Origin of the sequence: Mesorhizobium sp. 2RAF21 (assembly GCF_052115345.1) — a bacterium.
GTDB classification, from domain to species: Bacteria; Pseudomonadota; Alphaproteobacteria; order Rhizobiales; family Rhizobiaceae; genus Mesorhizobium; species Mesorhizobium terrae.
This window is the reverse complement of sequence record NZ_JBFRGM010000011.1, coordinates 1-21136: the sequence shown is the minus strand read 5'-3', so window position 1 is coordinate 21136 and position 21136 is coordinate 1. Positions and strand designations below refer to the sequence as shown.

Sequence of the window (21136 nt, the reverse complement as noted above, 5' to 3'; positions counted from 1 at the left end):
CCTGCATGATCCCGGCTACATCCTTCGCAGGCAGACGCGTTTCACTGTTCGGGCTCGGTGGGTCCGGCATCGCGACCGCGCGTGCCCTGATCGAGGGCGGCGCCGAAGTGCTGGCCTGGGACGACAATCCCGAGAGCGTGGCGAGGGCACAGGAGCAGGGCGTTACCACGGGCGATCTGCGCGGCGCCGACTGGGCGGGCATTTCCTCGCTGGTGTTGTCGCCCGGCGTGCCGCTGACCCACCCCAAGCCGCATTGGGTGGTGGAGTTGGCGCGCGCGGCAAGCGTCGAGGTGATCGGCGACGTCGAACTGTTCGCGCGCGAGCGCAACAGGCTGCAGGCGGATGCACCCTTCATCGCCATCACCGGCACCAACGGCAAGTCGACGACCACGGCGCTGACTTCGCATATCCTGAAATCGGCCGGACGCGACACCCAGATGGGCGGCAATATCGGCCGCGCCGTGATGACGCTCGATCCGCCTGCGGCGGGCCGCCACTATGTGGTGGAGTGTTCGTCCTACCAGATCGATCTCGCACCCTCGATCAACCCGACCGCCGGCATCCTGCTCAACCTGACGCCGGATCACCTCGACCGGCACGGCACGATGCAGCACTACGCGTCGATCAAGGAACAATTGGTGGCGGGTTCCGAAACCGCGATCATCGGCGTCGACGACGCCTGGTGCGCGCAGATCGCCGACCGGCTCGAGCGCGCCGGCAAGGAAGTCATCCGCATCTCCAAGCGGCTGCCGCTCACCGACGGCTATTTTGCCGACGGCACCAATCTGATGGAAGCCGTGCACGGGCGCTACAGCCGCGTCGGCTTTCTGGAGGGCATCGGCTCGCTGCGTGGTCAGCACAACGCGCAGAACGCGCTGGCGGCGGTCACCGCCTGCCTGAAAGTCGGGCTGGAACTCGGCGAGATCCAGGCCGGGCTGGAGAGCTTCCCGGGCCTCGCGCACCGCATGGAGCAGGTCGCCCGCAAGGATCACGTGCTGTTCATCAACGATTCCAAGGCAACCAATGCGGATGCCGCCGCACCGGCGCTGTCGTCTTTCCCGCGTATCTACTGGATCGCGGGCGGCCTGCCCAAGGAAGGCGGCATCGAACCGCTGCGCGGTTTCTTCCCGCGCATCGCCAAGGCCTATCTGATCGGCGAGGCCGCCCCGGCCTTCTCGGCGACGCTCGGCGAGGCGGTGCCCTACGAGATCGCCGGCACGCTGGCGACCGCGGTGGAACGCGCGGCGGCGGAAGCCGCCCGGGACGAGAGCGGCGAGGCGGTGGTGCTTCTGTCGCCGGCCTGCGCCTCCTTCGACCAGTTCAAGAATTTCGAGGTGCGCGGCGAAGCCTTCAGGCAAGCCGTCGCTGCTATTGATGGCGTGAAACCCATCGGAGGGACACGATAATGGCCGCCAGCCGTCTCGACAAAAGCCCCGTTGCAACCTGGTGGTGGACCATCGACCGATGGTTCCTGGCGGCGTTCCTGTCGCTGATGGGACTGGGCATCGTGCTGTCCTTCGCCGCCAGCCCGGCGGTGGCGCAGCGCATCGGCCTCGACCCGTTCCATTTCGCCACGCGCCAGATCATCTTCACCGTGCCGGCGCTGTGCGTGATGCTGGCCGTGTCCTTCCTCGAACCACGGCAGATACGGCGCATGGCCGTCATCATGCTGTGCATCATGCTGGTGCTGATGGTGGCGGTGCTGTTCGTCGGCGTGGAGGTAAAGGGCGCGCGCCGCTGGATTTCCTTCGCCGGCCTGTCGGTACAGCCTTCCGAATTCCTCAAGCCGGCCTTCGTCGTGCTGTGCGCCTGGCTGTTCGCCGAACACAAGCGCCAGCCCGACATTCCAGGCAATGTGCTGGCCATGATCCTGCTCGGCCTCGTCGTGGCGCTTCTGGTGGCGCAACCTGACTTCGGCCAGACCATGCTGGTGACCGGCACCTGGGGCATCATGTTCTTCATGGCCGGCCTGTCGTGGCTGTGGATCGTCGTGTTGGGCGCAATGGGCGCCACCGGCGTGTTCGCGGCCTATACGATCCTGCCGCACGTCGCCGGCCGTATCGACCGCTTCCTGACCGGCGAGGGCGACACCTATCAGGTCGACATGGGCAAGGAGGCGCTGATCAATGGCGGCTGGTTCGGCGTCGGACCGGGCGAGGGCACGGTCAAGCGCGTCATTCCCGACAGCCACGCCGACTTCGTGTTCTCGGTGGCGGGCGAGGAATACGGGCTGATCATGTGTTTCTTCATCATGACCATCTTCGCCTTCATCGTGCTGCGCGGCCTCAACACGGCGCTGAAGGAGCATGACGACTTCACGCGTTATTCCATCGGCGGCCTGGTCACCATTTTTGGCCTGCAGTCGATCATCAACATGGCGGTGAACCTGCAGTTGATGCCGGCCAAGGGCATGACGCTGCCCTTCATCTCCTATGGCGGCTCCTCGCAGATCGCGATCGCCATCTCCATGGGCATGGTGCTGGCATTGACCCGCAAGAAGCCCGAGAAACGCAAGTCGCTGGGCGGCCTGCAAGGCTACGCCTCGCGCGTCATGCCGGCGGAGTAGATCGGCGCACATATGGCAAAGGGGGTTATTCTACTCGCGGCCGGCGGCACCGGCGGACACCTGTTTCCCGCAGAGGCGCTGGCGCATGAGCTGATCGGACGCGGCTGGGCGGTGCATCTGGCCACCGACGACCGCGCTTCGCGCTTCGCCGCGCATTTTCCGGCAACGGCCGTGCACACGATCCGCGCCGCCACCATGGGTTCGAAGAACCCGTTCGCGCTGGCTGGCGCGATGTGGCGCATCTGGCAGGGCGTCAGGCAGGCTTCCAGCGTCATCGGCCGCATCAAGCCCGAAGTGGTTGTCGGTTTCGGCGGCTATCCGACGCTGCCGCCGGTGTTCGCGGCGACGCGGCGCAAGGTGCCGACCGTCATCCATGAGCAGAACGCTGTGATGGGCCGCGCCAACCGGGCGCTGTCGGCCAGGGTCGACGCCATCGCCGGTGGCTTCCTGCCCGAGGACGCCAGCATCGCCGGCGCCAAGACCGTCACCACCGGCAACCCGGTGCGGCCGCCCGTGCTCGAAGCCGCCAAGACGCCCTATGTCGCGTCGGCCGGCGAGGATCCCTTCCGCCTTCTGGTGTTCGGCGGCAGCCAGGGCGCCCAGTTCTTCTCAGATGCCATCCCCGCGGCAATCGCGCTGCTGTCCGAAAACCAGCGGCGGCGGTTTTCCGTCGTCCAGCAGGCGCGCGCCGACGATGTCGGCAGGGTCAAGGACGCCTATGCGAGGCTCGGCATCGAAGCGCAGGTCTCGCCCTTCTTCACCGATATGGCGCAGCGCATCGCCGCCGCCCATCTGGTGATTTCGCGCTCCGGCGCCTCGACCGTTTCGGAGATCGCCGTGATCGGCCGGCCGGCGCTGCTGGTGCCTTATCCGCACGCGCTCGACCATGACCAGGCGGCGAATGCCGCCGCGCTGGCGGCGGCCGGCGGCGGTGAGGTGCACCCGCAATCGACGCTGACGCCGGAGGTGGTCGCCGGGCTGCTTGGTGTGGCGATGGAGGAACCGGAGCGGCTGGCCGGCATGGCGGCTGCGGCGAAGTCGGTCGGACGCCCACACGCGGCGCGGTTGCTCGCCGACCTGACAGAGGCTATTGCCTCGCGCAGAACCGTGGAAGAATTCAGGAAGGATAGAAGCGCATGAAGATGCCGCAGACGATCGGGCTCGTGCATTTCATCGGCATCGGCGGCATCGGCATGAGCGGCATTGCCGAGGTTCTGCACAATCTCGGCTACAAGGTGCAGGGTTCCGACCAGGCCGAAAGCGCCAATGTGCAGCGCCTGCGCGACAAGGGCATCGAGTGCTTCGTCGGGCACCGCGCCGAAAATCTCGGCGAGGCCGAGGTGGTGGTGGTCTCGACCGCCATCAAGAAGGCCAACCCCGAACTCGCGGCAGCGCGCGAGAAGAACCTGCCCGTCGTGCGCCGCGCCGAAATGCTGGCCGAGCTGATGCGCTTCCGCAACGCGGTCGCCATCGGCGGCACCCATGGCAAGACCACGACGACGTCGATGGTGGCGACGCTGCTCGAAGCCGGCGGGCTCGACCCGACCGTCATCAATGGCGGCATCATCAACGCTTATGGCACCAATGCGCGCATGGGCGACGGCGAATGGATGGTGGTCGAGGCCGACGAGAGCGACGGCACCTTCCTGAAGCTGCCGGCCGATGTCGCCGTCGTCACCAACATCGATCCCGAGCATCTCGACCACTACGGCTCGTTCGACAAAGTGCGCGAAGCCTTCCGCCAGTTCGTCGAGAACGTGCCGTTCTACGGTTTTGGCGTCATGTGCACCGACCATCCGGAAGTGCAGGCGCTGGTCGCCCGCATCGAGGACCGCCGCGTCATCACCTATGGCGAGAATACGCAGGCCGACGTGCGCTTCGCCAACCATCGCATGGAGGGCGCCACCTCGCGCTTCGACGTCGTCATCCGCAACCGCAAGCGCGGCGGCGAGACGGTGATTTCCGATCTCAGCCTGCCGATGCCCGGCCGCCACAACGTCTCCAACGCGACAGCGGCGATCGCCGTCGCCAATGAGCTCGGGATTTCCGCCGAGGCGATCAAGAAGGGCCTGTCCGCCTTTGGCGGCGTCAAGCGCCGCTTCACCCACACCGGTTCGTGGAACGGGGTCGAGGTGTTCGACGATTACGGCCACCATCCGGTCGAGATCAAGGCGGTGCTGAAGGCCGCGCGCGACGCCACCAAGGGCCGCGTCATCGCCATTGCCCAGCCGCATCGCTTCAGCCGCCTGCACGATCTGTTCGACGAATTCTCGTCCTGCTTCAACGATGCCGACACGGTGATGGTGGCGCCGGTCTACACCGCCGGCGAGGATCCGATCGAAGGGGCGACCTCCGACGCGCTGGTCTCGCGGATCCGCTCCGGCGGCCATCGCGACGCGCGCTACATCGAAGGGCCTGCCGATATCGCGCCGATCGTGCGCGGTCTGGCGAAAGCCGGCGACTTCGTCGTCTTCCTCGGCGCCGGCAACATCACGCAATGGGCCTATGCGCTGCCGAAGGAACTTGCCGGGGCAGGATCATGACACGCGGCGATGCGCTGCTGGAAAAGCTCGGCGACAGGCTGGCCGGCCTGCGCGGCCGCATCACGCCCAATGCCGAGATGGACAAGATCACCTGGTTCCGCGCCGGCGGCCTGGCCGACGCGCTGTTCCAGCCGGCCGACGAGGAAGACCTTGCCGCTTTCCTGAAGGCGGTGCCGGAGGACGTGCCGCTGACCATCGTCGGCGTCGGCTCGAACCTTCTGGTGCGCGACGGCGGCATTTCCGGCTTCGTCATCCGGCTTTCCGCCAAGGGTTTTGGCGAGGCTGAGGTGGTCGGGTCGACCCAGATCAGGGCAGGGGCCGCGACGCCCGACAAGCGGGTGGCGGCGGCGGCGCTCGAGGCCGGTATCGGCGGCTTCCATTTCTACCACGGCATTCCGGGCGCGATCGGCGGGGCGCTGCGCATGAATGCCGGCGCCAATGGCGTCGAGACGCGCGAGCGGGTCGTGGAAGTGCGGGCGCTTGACCGCAAGGGCGAGCTGCATGTGCTGACCAACGCCGACATGGGTTATGCCTACCGGCATTCGGCGGCGCCGGCCGATCTCATCTTCACCTCGGCGCTGTTCGAAGGCTTCGCGGAAGACAAGGACGTCATCAAGGCGGCGATGGAAGCCGTGCAGCACCATCGCGAGACGGTGCAGCCGATCCGCGAGAAGACCGGCGGCTCGACCTTCAAGAACCCGGAAGGCACTTCCGCCTGGAAGGAAATCGACAAGGCCGGCTGTCGCGGGCTGATGGTGGGCGGCGCCCAGATGTCGCCCATGCACTGCAACTTCATGATCAACACCGGCACCGCGACCGGCTATGACCTCGAAAATCTCGGCGAGACGGTGCGCGAGCGCGTGCTGGAACATTCCGGCATCCGCCTGCACTGGGAAATCAAGCGCATCGGCAAGTTCCGCGCCGGGCACGAGGTGCAGGAATTCCAGGGGCAGCTGCTCTAGCCGCTGCCCCCTCGCGTCGCGCTTGGCGCCGTCACAGGCCGTGGGCCGAAAAATCCCATCTGGCGGAATTGACCCAGCCCTTGCCCATGGCGATCGTGCCCTTGCGGTTGAGGACGACGTGCCGCCATCTGGGCGCTGCCGTTCCCGAGCGCAGATAGCTCATGCACAGGATTTCCAGTTTCTCGGCGTCGGCGGTGTCGCGCCAGGCGGCGCCGTTCTTCTTGGCGTCGGTTATGTGGCCGCTGGGGCCGGCGCGCGTCGCCAGGAAATCGCAGATCAAATCGTCGACGCGGTCGGGACTGTTCAACCGGATGAAATCGGAAACCCGTCCGGGCGTCAGGCCTTCAAGCCCGCCATTCTGGGTGACGATGTCGAAGAACCAGCAGAAAAGCCGCTTCGAGGGCGCCGGCCGCCCGGCCTCGCTTGCCCAGGCGGCGGCGCGGTCGAATGCCCTTTGCGCCACCGCTTCTATCCGGATGCGTTGCTGCTCGCGCATAGCCGGGCTGCCCATCAGCGCCTGCAACTCGGCTTTCGGCCTGGCCCTCAGCGTCGTGCCGCTCTGCCAGCTGCGAACGATGGCCAGCCCCCTCGAAACCGAGGTGCCGCAGGCCGCCCACAACTCCTGTCCAAAGGTGGGCATCAGCGCCCAAACCTCGGCCTGCCCAACAGCGATGACCATAGGCTGCAGCGAGCCCTTGCCGATATTCCATTGCAGCGCGCCGCAGGAAATTCCCATGCCGTCGAAATCGCCGACAGCGGCGCGGTAAGGATCTCCCGATGTCTCGAAGCCAGGCGTGATGGCGACGGCGGATGCGATCCAATCTTGTGCTGGCCTGGCCATGGTTCCCCTCCGTGGTGAACAGCTGATTCAAGCTACTCCGTCCATGCACTATTTCAATCAATTGCCGTGTATCTCAGGTTGTATTTTGAGTTGTTTCGGTTGCAGGAGCGGTCGTGGGAATCAGGTCATTTTGTTTGAAATTGCGGCGGCTTTTATTCTACTTCCTCACCCTTCGAAGAATTTGCGATCATCTAAACTGACAGCGACAGAACATGCTTGCCGTCCGGATCAAGACAATTTATGTCTATACATAAATCGAGACTGGACCAGCACGCCGGGGAACAATCAAACAGGCTGGACCAGTGCCGTCGAAGCGCGATAGTGCTTTGACGTGGCGGTCTTTAGGTGCCGTGAAACGGCCGTTTTTAGGGAGGCGTCAATGATATCGAAGAACGCAGCGAAACTGGTGTTGGGCGGCCTGTTGGCCGGCATGATCTCGTCGGCCCATGCGGGCGAGACGCTGGATCGCGTCATGAAGAACAAGGTGCTGGTGGAAGTGACCGACCAGGCCTATCCGCCGTTCTCCTTCATCGACGACAAGGGCGAGGTGGTCGGCTTCGACGTCGACATCGCGCGCGAATTCGCCAAGCGGCTGGGCGTCGAACTGAAGGTCGAGACGCCGTCCTGGGAAATCATCACCGCCGGCAACTGGAAGGGCCGCTGGGACATCTGCATCTGCTCGATGTCGCCGACCGCCGAGCGCGCCAAGGTTCTGGACTTCGTCACCGAATATTACGGCGCGCCGGCGGTGATCGCCGTCAATGCCGCCAACACCTCGATCACGAGCGCCAAGGACCTGACCGGCAAGAAAGTCGGCGTCCAGGCCGGCACGCCCTATGAGAAGTATTTGCAGAAGGAACTGGTCGACGAGGTGCCGGGCAAGGCGCCTTCGAAGCCGAACTTCCCCTTTGGCGACCTGACGGCCCAGCCCTACGACACCGAGGATTTTGCCTTCCAGGACCTCGGTCTTGGCGACGGCAAGCGGCTCGACGCCGTGATCGCCGGCTACATGACGGTTTCCGACCGCGTCAAGAAGTCGGAAGGCAAGCTCAAGATCGTCGGCGAGGACCTTTATCACGAGACGATCATGGTGGCCTCCGACAAGGGCGACCCGGAATGGGAAGCCAAGATCAAGGAAATCTTCAAGTCCATGTATGACGACGGCACGCTGAAGAAGATTTCCGAAAAGTGGGTTGGCCGCGACATTTCGGCCAAGCAGTAGACGGTCAGGGCGTGGCGGCGGAACAATCAACCGGCAAGGCGCGCATCAGCGCGGCGGACAAGGCGTTCCGCGTTCGCGTCGCCGTCGTCTGGCTGGTGTTGCTTACGCTGTTCGTCGCCTTCTTCCTGTCCTTCGGGCTCGATCTGCCCTTTATCGTCGACAAGTTCCCGGCGCTGGCTGGCTTCACGCTCAGCCGCGCCGGTTTCATCCAGGGCGCCGTGCTGACGCTCTATGTCTGCTTTTTCTCCATCATCGCCTCGGTGGTACTGGGGTTGCTGTCGGCGCTCGGCCGCCTGTCGAAAAGCGCCGTCGCCTACGGCATTTCCACCTTCTACACCTCCTTCTTCCGCGGCACGCCGCTGCTGGTGCAGATCTTCCTGATCTATCTCGGCATTCCGCAGATCGGGCCGGTGCCGGCGGCCATCCCGTCCGGCATCATCGCGCTGTCGCTCAACTATGGCGCCTATCTCAGCGAAATCTTCCGTGCCGGCCTGTTGTCGGTGCCGGCTGGCCAGCGGGAGGCCGGCTTGGCGCTCGGCCTGCACCCTTGGCAATTGATGCTGAAAGTGGTGATGCCGCAGGCGATCCGCGTCGCCATCCCGCCGACCGGCTCGCAATTCATCTCCATGTTGAAGGATTCCTCGCTGATCTCGGTGATGGGCGTGACCGAGCTGATGTTCGTGGCGCAATCCTACGGCCGCTCCAGCTATCGCTACATCGAGATGCTGACCACGGCGGCGGCGATCTACTGGTTCATGTCGATCATGCTCGAGCTCGTACAGTCGCGGCTGGAGAGCCATTACGGTAAGGGCTATCGCGCCCGCTAGTGGCCCGGCAGCGCCGGGCCATGCCGCGGCAGGCCGGGTCAGGCGCCGTCGCCCGGTGTCTTCGACTGGGACACCAGCGCGACCAGGATGCTGAGCACGACGCCTGCCGTCGCGATCCAGAAGGCCGTCTGCATGCCTGCGGTGACCGCATGGCGCAGCGCATCCCCGGTCAGCCCGCCGACATGCTGGTTGGCGACCGCGATCAGCACGGCGAGACCGATGGCGTTGCCGACATTGAGCGTGGTGGAGGCCATGCCGGAGGCAACGCCCTGCTGGTCGTGGTGCACGCCGGATGCGGCGGCGATCCACATCGCCGTCCAGACGATGCCCTGGCCGATGCCCGAAACGATGAGGCCTGGTGCCAGCGCGAGGTAAGTGCTGTCCGGCGTTGTCGCCGGCACCATCAGCGCCGTGCCGATGGCGCCGATCGCCATGCCGCCGATCAGGCTTGAGCGGTTGGAGAAACGGGTCGACAGGCGTGCCCCAAGCTGCGTGCCGGCGGCAATCGCGATCGACGGCACGAGAAAGGCGACGCCGGTCTCCAGGGCGGAAAAGCCCTGCACGTTCTGGAACAGCACGGTGAGGAAGTAGGGCAGGGTGCCGAACGTCGCCATGTAGAGGAAGGTGATCGTCATCCCGGTGACAAGGCTGCGGTTGCCGAACAGGCGCAGCGGCATCAACGGGTCGGAACTTTTCGCCTCGATGATGGCGAAGGCGACGAGAAACAGCACCGCGAGCGACGCGCTCCACAGGATCGAGGGCGACAGCCAGCCATATTCCGGGCCCTGGACGAGAGCGAAGACCAGCAGGGTCGCGCCGGCGGTCACCGTCACCGCGCCGGCAAGATCGAAGCTGCGGTGCTCGTGGCGTTTCGGGTCGCGCGGGATGACGAGGAACGCGGCAACGATGGCGATGCCGGCCAGAAGCACGTTGACATAGAAAACGGACGGCCAGCCGAACATGCCGGTCAGGAAGCCGCCGGCGAGAGAGCCGATGGTCAGGCCGCTGGCGCCGGCCCCACCCCAGACCGCAAGCGCGCGGTTGCGTTCCGGTCCTTCCGCGAACAGCCGGTTGACCAGCGAGAGCGTCGCCGGAAACAGGAAAGCGCCGCCGATGCCCTGCACGGCGCGTGCCGCGATGATGATTTCGGGCGACCAGGCCATGCCGCCGACCAGCGACGACAGCGCGTAAAGCCACAGCGCGAAGATGAACATGCGGCGCTGGCCTATCAGGTCGGCGGCGCGCCCGCCGAACAACAGGAAGCCGCCGGTGAAGACCGTATAGACGCTGACCACCCATTGCAGCGTCTGGCTGGAAAAACCGAGCCCGGCGCCGATCTCCGGCAAGGCCACGAAGACGATGTTGAGATCAAGCGCGATGATCAGCTGCGCAAAAGCCAGCAAGGCAAGCGTCGCACCCCGCTGTGCCCTGGTTCGTCCGGCCGAAGCCATGGCGCCGTGGGATACGGCCTCGTTCGATGCACTCACGGTGACAATCTCCTGTGTCATTCTTTGTCGATCAACAAATAACTTGAGCTTGCATCGCGCTGTCAAGTGAATTATTTGTTGATTGATCAAGAATGGAGATGCGGATGGCGCGGCCCCGGGAATTCGATCGTGACGAGGCCCTGGCGAAGGCGCGCGACGCCTTCTGGACGCGCGGCTATGAAGGCACGTCGATGGCCGATCTCGTCTCCGAACTCGGCATCGCCTCGGCCCGTATCTACGCCGCCTTCGGTTCCAAGGAAGACCTGTTCCGCGAGGCCATCGGTCTCTATGAGGTGAAGGAAGGCGGCTTCGTCGACCGTGCGCTGGCGCAGGAGCCGACGGCGCGGCTTGCGGTTGCGAGGATGCTGCGCGAGGCGGTCGAAACCTATACGAGGCCCGGCAAGCCGTGGGGCTGCATGGTGGTGACGGCGGCGACCAATTGCGCAGCTGAAAACAGCCGCGTGCAGGAATGGCTGGCCGAACGCAGGCGCCAGCAGACCGCGGCCGTCGCCGGCCGGCTGGCGCGCGCGGTGCGCGATGGCGAGCTGGTCGAGGATGCCGATGTCGGGCGTCTCGCCGACTATCTGACCTCGGTCATGCACGGTCTTTCGGTGCAGGCCCGCGATGGCGTTTCCAGTGAGCGCCTTGCCGCGCTTTGCGAACTGGTGCAGCAGGTCGTCGCTGGCTTTCTCAAGCCACGCGCCAGCTAAGTTCGCTATCTCGAAAGGGGCGGCGATTGCCGCCGCATCCGTTGCAGGAAAGACTCAAACGCCGGCTTTCGAGCGACTTTTTTCGAGAAAGTGAATCGCTCGGAATCATAAGGGCTTGTCAGTGAATCAACTCTCTGATTCTTTGGGGCTACAGCGTTTCCTGATTTGAGTCGTTCGACGCGTGGGGCCGCGTTCCATCTGGGGAAGTCATTCTCCGGACGTGGGCGATTCATGGCTAGGAAACTGAAATTGAAGACCCGCCGCTAGAGGGATGACGGGGTATGAAGAACAAACATGTGGCCGTCTTGCTGGGAGGTTTTTCGTCCGAGCGGCCCGTGTCTCTGTCGTCCGGCAAGGCATGTGCGGATGCGCTGGAGGCGGAGGGGTATCGCATTACTCGCGTCGATGTCGGTCGCGATGTTTCGGCGGTTCTCGCGGAGTTGAAGCCCGATGTTGTCTTCAATGCGCTGCATGGTCCGTTCGGCGAGGATGGCACGATCCAGGGCGTGCTCGAATATCTCGACATTCCCTATACGCATTCCGGCGTGCTTGCCTCGGCTCTTGCCATGAACAAGGAGCAGGCGAAGCGAGTTGCGAAGGCGGCGGGCATTCCGGTTGCGGAATCCAAGGTCACCAGCCGCTTCTCGATCAAGAACGAACACCCGATGAAGCCGCCTTACGTGGTGAAGCCGGTCAATGAGGGGTCGAGCTTCGGCGTCGTCATCGTCAAGGAAGGGCAGACCCATCCGCCGCAGCTGATTTCCTCTCCGGAGTGGAATTATGGCGAGGAGGTCATGGTCGAGCGCTACGTCCACGGGCGCGAGCTGACCTGCGCGGTGATGGGCGATGTGGCGCTCGGGGTCTGTGAAATCATCCCGACCGGTCATTCCTTCTACGATTATGATTCAAAATACGTTCCGGGCGGCTCAAAACACGAGGTGCCCGCTAAAATTTCACTAAATATTTACCAAAAAATACAGACACTGGCCCTCAAGGCTCACCAAGCGATCGGCTGCCGGGGCGTCTCCCGGTCGGACTTCCGTTACGATGACCGTTATTCCGAGAACGGCGAGGTTGTCTGGCTGGAGGTTAACACCCAGCCCGGCATGACGCCTACGTCTCTGGTGCCGGAAATCGCCGCGCATGCGGGGCATTCGTTTGGCGAGTTGTTGAGTTGGATGGTGGAGGACGCGTCGTGTCGGCGTTGAACTGGGGACAGAGCGGAAGGCGGGGTGCGATGCCGCGCGCCGGCCTCGGTGCGTCCTCGTGGTTCGACCGTTTCGTGCTGCCGAAGATGCTGCGCAAGCCCATGCGCACGCTGGGCCGCATGGGTCGCGGCGACTTTACCGCGCCGCCCTTCACCGCCACCGCGATGACGGCGGTGCTGATGGCTTCCAGCCTGACCTATGGCGCCTATCTCGGCGGTCATCTCGACGGTTTCGTGCAGGACGTGACCGCTCGCACCGGCTTCGCCGTCGATCAGATCAAGGTGGTCGGCAATCGCGAAACCTCGGAAATCGACATTCTCGACAAGCTGGACCTCAACGGCTGGACCTCGCTGGTCGGCTTTAGCGCCGAGGGCGCGCGCGAGCGCATCGCCTCGCTGCCCTGGGTCGAGGGCGTGGCTGTTCGCAAGATCTACCCGCACCTGCTGGAAGTCCGCATCGAGGAACGTCAGGCCTTCGCCATCTGGCAGCGCGGTTCCGATCTTTCGATCATCGAACGCGACGGCCGCGTGATCGCTCCTTACATCGGCGGCGACCAGTCCAGGCTGCCGCTTCTGGTCGGCGTCGGCGCGCCGGAACATGCGCCGGACCTGATGGCCAAGGTCGCGGGTTTCGCCGATCTCGCCAAGCGCGTGCGCGGCTATATCCGCGTCGCCGAGCGGCGCTGGGATCTGAAGCTCGACAACGGCATCACCATCAAATTGCCTGAAGACGGGATCGACCAGGCGCTTGCCGATCTGGCGCGCATGGATCGCGAGAAGGGGATTCTGTCGCGCGATATCGCCGCGGTTGACATGCGCCTTCCCGACCGGCTGACGGTGCAGCTGACGCCCGAGGCGGTCACCGCCCGCGAGGCGGCGCTGAAGGAACAATCCAAGATGGCCAAGCGCAAGGCGGGGCAGCAGATATGAGTTGGCTCGGCGGCAACAATGACGCAGCCTCGCGCCGGTCCGGCATCCTCACGGTGCTCGACGTCGGTTCGAGCAAGGTCTGCTGCGTGGTGGCCAAGCTCAAGCCGCGCGAGGATGGCAACCTCCTGCGTGGTCGCTCGCATCGCATCCAGGTCATCGGCATCGGGCATCAGAAGTCGCATGGCGTGAAGTCGGGCGTGGTGATCGATCTCGATCGCGCCGAACACGCCATCCGCCTGTCGGTCGACGCCGCCGAGCGCATGGCCGGCCTCACCGTGGATTCGCTGATCGTCAACATGACGGCCGGCCGCCTCAAGAGCGAAACCTTCAACGCCACCATCAATCTCGGCGGCCATGAGGTCGACGAGAACGACATCAAGCGCGTGCTCGCCGCCGGCGCCAAGCAGGCGCTGAAATCGGAGCGCGAGGTCATGCATGCGCTGCCGGTCGGCTTCTCGCTCGACGGCGAGCGCGGCGTGCGCGACCCGCGCGGCATGATCGGCGACACACTCGGCGTGGACATGCATGTCATGACCGGCGACTCGGCACCGCTGCGCAATCTCGAACTGGCCATCAACCGCTCGCATCTGTCGGTCGAGCGCATGATTGCCACGCCTTATGCCGCGGGCCTTGCGGCGCTGGTCGACGACGAGCTCGAAATGGGTGCGGCCTGCATCGACATGGGCGGCGGCACCACGACGATTTCCGTCTTCTCGGAAGGCAAGTTCGTCTACGGCGACTCCATCCCTGTCGGCGGCAACCACGTTACGCTGGATCTCGCCAAGGGCCTGTCGACGTCGCTGGAAGCGGCCGAACGCCTGAAAGTCATGCATGGCTCGGCACTTCCGGGCAGCGCCGACGACCGCGACCTCGTCACCATCCAGCCGATCGGCGAGGAGGGCGAAGCGCCGCAGCAAATTCCGCGTTCGGTGATGACACGAATCATTCGCGCCCGTATCGAGGAAACGCTGGAGCTGCTGCGCGAGCGGCTGAACAAGTCCGGTTACGGCAATGTGGTGGGCAAGCGGGTCGTGTTGACCGGCGGTGCCAGCCAGCTTGCCGGCATGCCGGAAGCGGCCCGCCGCGTGCTGGGCCGCAATGTGCGCGTCGGGCGTCCGCTCGGTGTCGCCGGCCTGCCGGAAGCGGCGAAGGGTCCAGCATTCTCGACCGCGGTCGGGCTGATGATTTATCCGCAGGTCGCCTCTTTCGAGAGCCGGTCTACGTTTGGGGTCTCGCGTTTCAAGATGACGGGAACGGGCGGGAGACTGCATCGGATGGGTCAGTGGTTGAGAGACAGTTTTTAGTTGAGTTGACGGGGACAGCCCCAAAGGCGGCCGCGACGGCGAAGCGGCGGTAAAGGCAAAAGGACGAGGACTATGACGATCAATCTGAAAAAGCCGGACATCACCGAGCTTAAGCCCCGCATCACCGTGTTCGGTGTCGGCGGTGGCGGCGGCAACGCGGTCAACAACATGATCACGGCGGGCCTTCGCGGGGTCGAGTTCGTCGTGGCCAACACTGATGCGCAGGCGCTCACAATGTCGAAGTCCGAGCGCCTGATCCAGCTCGGCGCCCACGTCACCGAAGGTCTCGGCGCTGGCTCCCAGCCCGAAGTCGGTCGTGCCGCAGCCGAAGAGTGCATCGACGAGATCACCGACTATCTGTCCAACACGCATATGTGCTTCGTCACCGCCGGCATGGGCGGCGGCACCGGCACCGGCGCGGCTCCCGTGGTAGCGCGCGCTGCCCGCGAAAAGGGCATCCTCACCGTCGGCGTCGTCACCAAGCCGTTCCACTTCGAAGGCCAGCGCCGCATGAAGACGGCAGACCTCGGCATCGAGGAACTGCAGAAGTGCGTCGACACCCTCATCGTCATCCCGAACCAGAACCTGTTCCGGCTCGCTAATGACAAGACCACCTTCGCCGACGCCTTCGCGATGGCCGACCAGGTGCTCTATTCGGGTGTCGCCTGCATCACCGACCTGATGGTCAAGGAAGGCCTGATCAACCTCGACTTCGCCGACGTGCGTTCGGTGATGCGCGAGATGGGCAAGGCCATGATGGGCACCGGCGAAGCTTCGGGCGAGGGCCGTGCAATGGCCGCCGCCGAAGCGGCAATCGCCAACCCGCTGCTCGACGAGACCTCGATGAAGGGCGCCAAGGGCCTGCTGATCTCGATCACCGGCGGCCGCGACCTGACCCTGTTCGAAGTCGATGAAGCCGCGACCCGTATCCGCGAGGAAGTCGACCAGGACGCCAACATCATCCTCGGCGCTACCTTCGACGAGGAACTCGAAGGCGTCATCCGCGTCTCGGTCGTGGCGACCGGCATCGACAAGTCGGCCGAGCAGATTGCCGCTACGCCGATCTCGATCCGCGCCGCGCAGCCCAAGGCTCCGGCCCGTCCGGCAGCCGCGGCGGTTGCTGAAATCCGCAGCGCTCCGGTGCCGCAGTCGGCCTTGCAGGAACCGCGCGGCGTCGACCCGGTTGCGGAAGCCATCCAGCAGGCCGAGGCCAATGCCGCCGCGCTCGCCCAGCAGCCGCGTATGGCTGCTGCTGCCCCGCAGGACGAGTTCCGCCCGCAGAGCAAGCTGTTCCAGGCGCCGCCGGCCCAGCCTCAGCCGCACCCGGTGATGCAGCAGGTTGCGCCGCAGCCCGCTCCGCAGCCGGTGCGTGAAGCTCCTCAGCCGGCTCCCGTCCAGGCGCGCATGCCGCGCGTCGAAGACTTTCCGCCGGTGGTGAGGGCCGAAGTCGAGGCCAAGCAGCACCCGGTGGACCAGGAGGACCGCGGTCCGATGGGTCTCCTGAAGCGCCTGACCAACGGCCTGACCCGCCGCGAGGAAGAGCCTGCCCGCCTGCAGCCCGCGCAGCCGCGCGAGCCCAAGCTGCGCCAGGCCGCTCCGGAAGTGCGCCGGCTGAACAACCAGGATGCGCAGCTCTATGCTCCGCGTCGTGGCCAGGCCGACGACCAGGGCCGCTTTGCGCCGCAGCAGCGCGCGACTCACGAAGACGATCAGCTGGAGATCCCGGCCTTCCTGCGCCGCCAGGCCAACTGATCTTCTGACGGATTGTAACCGTTGTTAACAGGCAGGCGGGCAACCGCCTGCCTGTTTGCTTGAATAGCTTTTGAAAAACAAATAGTTATGATGAGCTTTCTTGCTCCCGTTGGCGTTACATCGGGTAAGAAAGCGTGATTTGGAACCTGCCTGACGGACCACTATCTTCCGCTGGCACTGAACGGTGGCGGGTATTTTTGGGGATGTGCCCCGCCAACCGAATGATCAAAGGCGCTACCAGAGAAGCCGACAGGCCGCGCCAAAAAGGGCACATGGGGATCAGTTTGCAGGACTACCAGACAACCCTGAAAGCGCGCGCGACATTGACCGGTATCGGCGTCCATAGCGGCACCACGGTCACCGTCCACTTTCTTCCCGCCGACGCCGACACCGGCATCGTTTTCCAGCTGACCGACGGTGACCAGCCGGCGCGCGAATTCCGTGCGCTCGCCTCCGAAGTCGGCGCCACTGACCTGTGCACGATGCTCGGCGATCCCGCCGGCCAGCACATCGCCACCGTCGAACATCTGATGGCCGCCGTGCTTGGGCTCGGCATCGACAATCTGGTCATCGAGATCGACGGCCGCGAGGTTCCCATTCTTGACGGATCGTCGATCCAGTTCGTGGAAGCCTTCGACCAGGCGGGTATCGAGGTGCTGGCGGTAAAGCGTCGCTTCATCCGCATCCTCAAGACCGTCCGCATCGAGAATGGCGCCTCCTGGGCCGAGTTCCGGCCCTATTCGGGCACGCGCTTCGAGGTCGAGATCGATTTCGAGAGCCCGGCCATCGGCCGCCAGAACTTCGCCACTGATCTGACCGCCGACACTTTCCGCCGCGAGATCGCGCGCGCCCGCACCTTCGGTTTCATGAAGGATGTGGAGCGGCTATGGGCGGCCGGCTACGCGCTCGGCTCCTCGCTCGACAATTCGCTGGTGATCGGCCACGACCACCACATCATCAATGTCGGCGGCTTGCGCTATCCCAACGAATTCGCGCGTCACAAGACGCTGGACGCCATGGGCGACCTGGCGCTGGCTGGCGCGCGTTTCATCGGCTGCTTCCGCTCCTATCGCGGCGGCCACCGGCTGAACGCTGCGGCGCTGCGCCGGCTGTTGTCGGACCGCAGTGCCTTCGAGGTGGTGGAAACGACGCGGCGTGGCCGCACCGGCGAAATGAACGCCATCAGCGCGCCGGTCTACGCTCCCTGGACGATCTGAACGCCACCGGCTTCCGGCAGCGTACGGCGCCTGTTGCGCGGACGCATCACCGGGTCGGCAAATTAGTGCGTGCCAATTCACGGCGGATTGCGCCACAAAATTGCACGATTGCAGGGCGATAGCGTTGCCGCGCGCGGCGGTTTTGGTTTATGGCTGCTCGCCGACGAAGGCAATGACGCCGAGAGGGCGAATTTCGATCATGTTTTTCAAACAGGCCGACCATCTGAAAGCGCCGGCAACGGCGACCCTTTTGGCACTTTCGATGCTTGCCGCGCCGCTCCTGCTTTCGGGCTGCATGTCCTCCGAAAAGGACATCGATCTGTCGACCTATGTCGACAACACCGAGCCGGGCGATGTGCTCTACAACCAGGCTCTCGCCAATCTGAACGCCGGCCGCCTCGATGAGGCGGCAAAGAAGTTCGCCGCCGTCGACCGTCAGCATCCCTATTCGGAATGGGCGCGCAAATCGATGGTGATGGGCGCCTTCACCAATTACCGCCAGGCCAATTACGATGACGCCATCAGCTCGGCCAAGCGCTACCTGACGCTTTATCCCTCGACCGACGATGCCGCCTACGCGCAGTACATCATCGGTCTCAGCTACTTCAAGCAGATCGAGGACGTCACCCGCGACCAGAAGGAAGCCAAGCTGACGATCCAGACCATGCAGGAACTGGTGACCCGCTGGCCGAATTCGGAATATGCCGAGGACGCCAAGGCTAAGATCCGCGTCGCCAACGATCAGCTCGCCGGCAAGGAAATGCAGGTCGGCCGCTATTATCTGGAGCGCAAGGAATATCTGGCCGCCATCAAGCGCTTCCGCACGGTGATCGAGAATTATTCCAACACCCGCCACATCGAAGAGGCTTTGGCCCGCCTGACCGAGGCCTATTATGCGCTGGGTCTCATCGACGAGGCGCAGACGGCGGCCGCCGTGCTTGGCCAGAACTATCCAGACAGCCAGTGGTACAAGGATTCCTACAAGCTGCTGCAGAGCAAGGGCCTGCAGCCGCGCGAGAATGCCGGCTCGTGGATTTCCAAGGCCGGCAAGCTGATCACCGGCGGCGCCTGATCGTCCTGCTGTCAAGATTGCGCGCCTGATGAGGGCGCGCATCAACCATCGTTGATGCTATAGAGCGCCGATGCTCTCCAGGCTATCGATTCGCGATATCGTCCTGATCGAACGGCTCGACATCGATTTCGCGCCGGGGCTTTCCGTTTTGACCGGCGAAACGGGCGCCGGCAAATCCATCCTTCTCGATGCGCTGTCGCTGGCGCTCGGCGCGCGCGGCGATGCCTCGCTGGTGCGCCACGGTGCCGCCCAGGGGCAGGTGACGGCGGTGTTCGACGTGCCGCGCAACCATCCGGCGCGCGAAATCCTGGCCGAGAACGCCATCGAGGACGACGGCGACATCATCCTGCGCCGCCTGCAGACGAGCGACGGGCGCACGCGCGTCTTTGTCAACGATCAGCAATCCTCCGTCACGCTGATGCGCGACATCGGCCGTGCGCTGGTCGAAATCCACGGCCAGCACGACGATCGCGCACTTGTCGATCCCGGCGCCCACCGCGATTTGCTCGACGCCTTCGCCGGTCATCTCGGCATCGTGCGCGCCACCAGCGAAGCCTGGCGATACTGGCGCGCCTGCGAGCAGGATCTGGCGCGCCACCGCGCCAAGGTGGAGGCTGCCGCCCGCGAGGCCGACTATCTGCGCGCCGCCGTCGCCGAGCTTTCCAAACTCGATCCGCAGCCGGGCGAGGAAACCGAACTGGCGGACCTGCGCACCACGATGATGCGGGCCGAAAAGATCGCCGCCGAGATCCACGACGCGCAGGACGTGCTGTCGGGCCAGTCCTCGCCGCTGCCGCAACTGGCCAGCCTGCTGAGGCGCCTGCAGCGCAAGGCCGGCGAGGCACCCGGCCTGCTCGAAGACGTGGTGAAATCGCTGGACGAGGCATTGATCTCGCTCGATGCCGCGCAATCGGGCGTCGAAGCGGCTTTGCGTGCCACCGAATACGATCCGCAGCGGCTGGAGAAGGCCGAGGAGCGGCTGTTTTCGCTGCGCGCCGCCGCGCGCAAGCACAATGTCACCGTCGACAATCTCGCCCAATTGCGTGACACGATGTCGGCCGATCTTGCCGATCTCGACGCCGGCGAGGAAAAGCTGCACGGCCTGGAAAAGCAGGCGGCGGTTTCGCGCGAGGCCTATGACCTTTCGGCGGCGCAACTGTCTGGCCTGCGCCATGCGGCGGCGACATCGCTCGCCAAGACGGTGATGGCCGAGCTGCCGGCGCTCAAGCTCGAACGCGCCGACTTCCTTGTCGAGATTTCCACCGAGGCGGACAACCGTCTGGAGGAAGGCATCGACCAGGTCGAATTCTGGGTGCGCACCAATCCGGGAACACGGCCGGGGCCGATGATGAAGGTTGCCTCCGGCGGCGAGCTGTCGCGTTTCCTGTTGGCGCTGAAGGTGGCGCTGGCCGATCGCGGCTCGGCGCCCACCCTGGTGTTCGACGAGATCGACACCGGTGTCGGCGGCGCGGTGGCCGATGCCATCGGCCAGCGGCTGGCCAGGCTGTCCAAGCGCGTGCAGGTTCTGTCGGTCACCCATGCGCCGCAGGTGGCGGCGCGCGCGGCGACGCATTTCCTGATTTCGAAATCGGGCGGCAGCGAGCGTGTCGCCACCGGCATTGCCGAGATGGATCGTCCCGCGCGCCAGGAAGAAATCGCGCGCATGCTGGCCGGCGCCACCATCACCGACGAGGCCCGCGCCGCGGCGGAACGGCTGCTCAGGGAAAATCTGGCTTCGTCCTAGATGAGCGGAGGGACCATGGCGTTCGCGATCAAGGCGGAAGTGAGTGACCCCCGGGCCAAGACGCTGACCTTTACGGCGCAAAAGACCATGTATGGCGGCAAGCGCATCGCGCCGGGCGATACGCTGTTTGTGTTCGCCAGCGAGAACGAGGGCGGGCAGGGGCTGATTGCGCGGGGCGTGGTCACCGCCGCCGAGGCGGTCGCGCGCAAGGCCGACGTCGAGCGGCAGACGCCACGGGTGAGCATCGCGGTGACCTGCACCGCCTTTGCCAGGCGGCCGCTGGGGCGCGGTGAGCTGAAGCGCTTCAAGGATTGGGACGACGGCCGGCCGGAGAGCGAGCTCAATTTCAAATTCTACCGCCAGGCCACCAACAAGATCGTCGGCATCTCCGACGAGACGGCGGCATTCCTGGACGGATTTTTCTGAGGCGGCCTGTCTTTTCCGTCCTTCGCGGCGACGGTGCCGCACGCGGCGGCGCAAGATGTGGATAGAAAACGCGGCGGTGCGCGCAAGTCCAAAGAAAGAACCCCGTCCCTTCAATCCCTTGCCGCAAACCGCACGAAAATCACGCCCGGATTTGCCCACACGTTCGGGGCTTGCACGACAATCGGCCCATCGCCCTCACGGGAACCTGGTGCGCACCGGGTATCAGGGAGGGCGCCGGTGCCGGACTGGCAGCGCTAACGGTGGCGCTGTCTGGTGACGAGCCCTAAGTCCGGGCCCTGGAAAAACCCGGCTGCCGCGAATGGCGG

At 64.9% G+C, this 21136-nt stretch carries 18 protein-coding genes; 16 read left to right on the top strand and 2 right to left on the bottom strand.

Annotated features, from left to right (window positions below; genetic code table 11):
- Positions 1 to 5 precede the first annotated feature (5 nt).
- From murD to murB, 5 genes are read left to right on the top strand one after another with little or no spacing between them, the layout of a single operon-like run.
- Positions 6 to 1406 carry a UDP-N-acetylmuramoyl-L-alanine--D-glutamate ligase gene (murD, locus tag AB4136_RS18515; protein ID WP_024923441.1) on the top strand — a complete coding sequence of 467 codons (1401 nt, stop codon included), beginning with the start codon at positions 6 to 8 and terminating at the stop codon, positions 1404 to 1406.
- Positions 1406 to 2566, top strand: a complete 1161-nt coding sequence (ftsW, locus tag AB4136_RS18510; RefSeq protein WP_024923440.1) for a putative lipid II flippase FtsW — start codon at positions 1406 to 1408, stop codon at positions 2564 to 2566. Before murD ends, ftsW begins: the two co-directional genes overlap by 1 nt.
- A 12-nt stretch (positions 2567 to 2578) precedes the next feature.
- Positions 2579 to 3706, top strand: coding sequence for an undecaprenyldiphospho-muramoylpentapeptide beta-N-acetylglucosaminyltransferase (gene murG / locus AB4136_RS18505; protein WP_024923439.1), 1128 nt, complete (start codon positions 2579 to 2581; stop codon positions 3704 to 3706).
- Positions 3703 to 5109, top strand: coding sequence for a UDP-N-acetylmuramate--L-alanine ligase (gene murC / locus AB4136_RS18500; RefSeq protein ID WP_024923438.1), 1407 nt, complete (start codon positions 3703 to 3705; stop codon positions 5107 to 5109). The genes murG and murC overlap by 4 nt, the downstream gene beginning before the upstream one ends.
- Positions 5106 to 6071, top strand: coding sequence for a UDP-N-acetylmuramate dehydrogenase (gene murB, locus AB4136_RS18495; protein WP_024923437.1), 966 nt, complete (start codon positions 5106 to 5108; stop codon positions 6069 to 6071). The genes murC and murB overlap by 4 nt, the downstream gene beginning before the upstream one ends.
- 31 nt (positions 6072 to 6102) lie before the next feature.
- Here murB and AB4136_RS18490 read toward each other — a convergent pair whose 3' ends face one another.
- Complete coding sequence (locus AB4136_RS18490) at positions 6103 to 6912, bottom strand: hypothetical protein (RefSeq protein WP_024923436.1); 810 nt, start codon at positions 6910 to 6912, stop codon at positions 6103 to 6105.
- A gap of 379 nt (positions 6913 to 7291) precedes the next feature.
- On the opposite strand from AB4136_RS18490, the gene AB4136_RS18485 reads away from it, so the two are divergent.
- Positions 7292 to 8134, top strand: coding sequence for a transporter substrate-binding domain-containing protein (locus AB4136_RS18485; RefSeq protein ID WP_024923435.1), 843 nt, complete (start codon positions 7292 to 7294; stop codon positions 8132 to 8134).
- 11 nt (positions 8135 to 8145) lie between these two features.
- A complete protein-coding gene (locus tag AB4136_RS18480) occupies positions 8146 to 8961 on the top strand; it encodes an amino acid ABC transporter permease (RefSeq protein WP_024923434.1) in 816 nt (271 codons plus the stop codon).
- A 38-nt stretch (positions 8962 to 8999) separates the two neighbouring features.
- On the opposite strand, the gene AB4136_RS18475 is transcribed toward AB4136_RS18480, so the two are convergent.
- On the bottom strand, positions 9000 to 10448 hold the full coding sequence (locus tag AB4136_RS18475; RefSeq protein ID WP_244431119.1) for an MFS transporter: 1449 nt from the start codon (positions 10446 to 10448) through the stop codon (positions 9000 to 9002).
- A gap of 104 nt (positions 10449 to 10552) precedes the next feature.
- On the opposite strand from AB4136_RS18475, the gene AB4136_RS18470 reads away from it, so the two are divergent.
- From AB4136_RS18470 to AB4136_RS18430, 9 genes are all read left to right on the top strand, one after another.
- The gene (locus AB4136_RS18470) at positions 10553 to 11158 is read left to right on the top strand and encodes a TetR/AcrR family transcriptional regulator (RefSeq protein WP_441931546.1); all 606 of its coding nucleotides are present in this window, start codon (positions 10553 to 10555) and stop codon (positions 11156 to 11158) included.
- A 281-nt stretch (positions 11159 to 11439) separates the two neighbouring features.
- A complete protein-coding gene (locus tag AB4136_RS18465) occupies positions 11440 to 12366 on the top strand; it encodes a D-alanine--D-alanine ligase (protein WP_137900823.1) in 927 nt (308 codons plus the stop codon).
- A complete protein-coding gene (locus AB4136_RS18460) occupies positions 12354 to 13295 on the top strand; it encodes a cell division protein FtsQ/DivIB (RefSeq protein WP_137900822.1) in 942 nt (313 codons plus the stop codon). Before AB4136_RS18465 ends, AB4136_RS18460 begins: the two co-directional genes overlap by 13 nt.
- On the top strand, positions 13292 to 14599 hold the full coding sequence (ftsA, locus tag AB4136_RS18455) for a cell division protein FtsA (protein WP_024923429.1): 1308 nt from the start codon (positions 13292 to 13294) through the stop codon (positions 14597 to 14599). The genes AB4136_RS18460 and ftsA overlap by 4 nt, the downstream gene beginning before the upstream one ends.
- Positions 14600 to 14671: 72 nt before the next feature.
- Positions 14672 to 16351 (top strand): cell division protein FtsZ, encoded by a 1680-nt coding sequence (gene ftsZ, locus AB4136_RS18450; protein WP_024923428.1) that lies wholly within the window; start codon positions 14672 to 14674, stop codon positions 16349 to 16351.
- 272 nt (positions 16352 to 16623) lie between these two features.
- Complete coding sequence (lpxC, locus tag AB4136_RS18445) at positions 16624 to 17568, top strand: UDP-3-O-acyl-N-acetylglucosamine deacetylase (RefSeq protein ID WP_024923427.1); 945 nt, start codon at positions 16624 to 16626, stop codon at positions 17566 to 17568.
- 199 nt (positions 17569 to 17767) lie between these two features.
- On the top strand, positions 17768 to 18640 hold the full coding sequence (locus AB4136_RS18440) for an outer membrane protein assembly factor BamD (protein ID WP_137900821.1): 873 nt from the start codon (positions 17768 to 17770) through the stop codon (positions 18638 to 18640).
- 70 nt (positions 18641 to 18710) lie between these two features.
- Positions 18711 to 20384, top strand: a complete 1674-nt coding sequence (gene recN / locus AB4136_RS18435) for a DNA repair protein RecN (protein ID WP_024923425.1) — start codon at positions 18711 to 18713, stop codon at positions 20382 to 20384.
- Between the two features lie 15 nt (positions 20385 to 20399).
- Positions 20400 to 20810 carry a hypothetical protein gene (locus AB4136_RS18430; protein WP_024923424.1) on the top strand — a complete coding sequence of 137 codons (411 nt, stop codon included), beginning with the start codon at positions 20400 to 20402 and terminating at the stop codon, positions 20808 to 20810.
- Positions 20811 to 21136 lie beyond the last annotated feature (326 nt).